The organism is Stenotrophomonas sp. P5_B8 (assembly GCF_054049855.1).
The window spans coordinates 1-856 of sequence record NZ_JBFULO010000781.1 but is presented as its reverse complement, the minus strand read 5'-3'; the positions used below and the strand labels follow the sequence as shown (position 1 = coordinate 856).

Annotated in this window: 1 protein-coding gene and 1 pseudogene; both read left to right on the top strand. The window is 68.2% G+C overall.

The genetic code is table 11. The features are described 5' to 3' along the window. Positions 1-581: RNA polymerase sigma factor (locus tag ACXJKH_RS21435; RefSeq protein WP_457322401.1), on the top strand; the 581-nt coding region annotated here is incomplete at its 5' end. After that, positions 565-856 (top strand): annotated as a pseudogene (locus ACXJKH_RS21430) (hypothetical protein); the annotation flags it as partial. The gene ACXJKH_RS21435 and the pseudogene ACXJKH_RS21430, both read left to right, overlap by 17 nt.

Genomic DNA, 856 nt, shown 5'->3' with positions numbered 1-856 from the left:
GCGCAACATTGGCAGCAGAGCGGGCGTTGTGGTTGGCCGAGCATGTCCTGCCGTACGAGCGGGGCCTGCGCGACTGGCTGCGGCGGCGCATGGCGCAGGCGCAGGACGTGGACGACGTGGTGCAGGAGACCTACGCGATCCTGGCGGCGCTCGCCGACGTGTCGCACGTGCGGCAACCGCGTGCCTACGTCTACCGGGTGGCGCAATCGGTGGTGCTGCAACAGTTGCGTCGCGCCCAGGTGGTATCGATGGACATGGTGGCCGACTTTGATCGGCTGCCGATCACCGGTGAGGATGCTTCACCGGAACGGCTGGCGTCTTCGCGCCAGGAACTCAACAAGGTCACCGCGCTGATCGCGCAGCTGCCGGACAAGTGCCGCCAGGCCTTCATCCTGCGGCGCGTGGAAGGCTTCTCGCAACGCGAGATCGCCGAGCGAATGCAGATCAGTGAGAACACGGTGGAAAAGCACGTTTGCAAGGGTATTCGGTTGTTGATGGAGTCGATGAAACAGGATGTGGGTGATGCAGGGTCCACAGGGAAAACGGACAATACGGAGGCCGTCCATGCAAGGCGCCGCTGAAAACCCGATCGATGACCAGGCCGCCCGCTGGGTGGCCCGCGAAGATCGCGGTGCACTGGAGCCGGCCGAGCTGGCCGAGCGCGACCGCTGGCTGGAGGCCGACCGCCGCCACTTCGGCGCCTACGCGCGGGCACACGCGGTGTATGCGCGTACCGGACGCGCACGCGCGCTGGGCAGTGCCGACCGCGTACCGCCCGCCACCCGCGCAGCGCGGCCGCGACCGCCCCTGCAATGGGCGTTCGGGCTCGCCGCCAGCCCGTGCCTGCTGGCGCTGG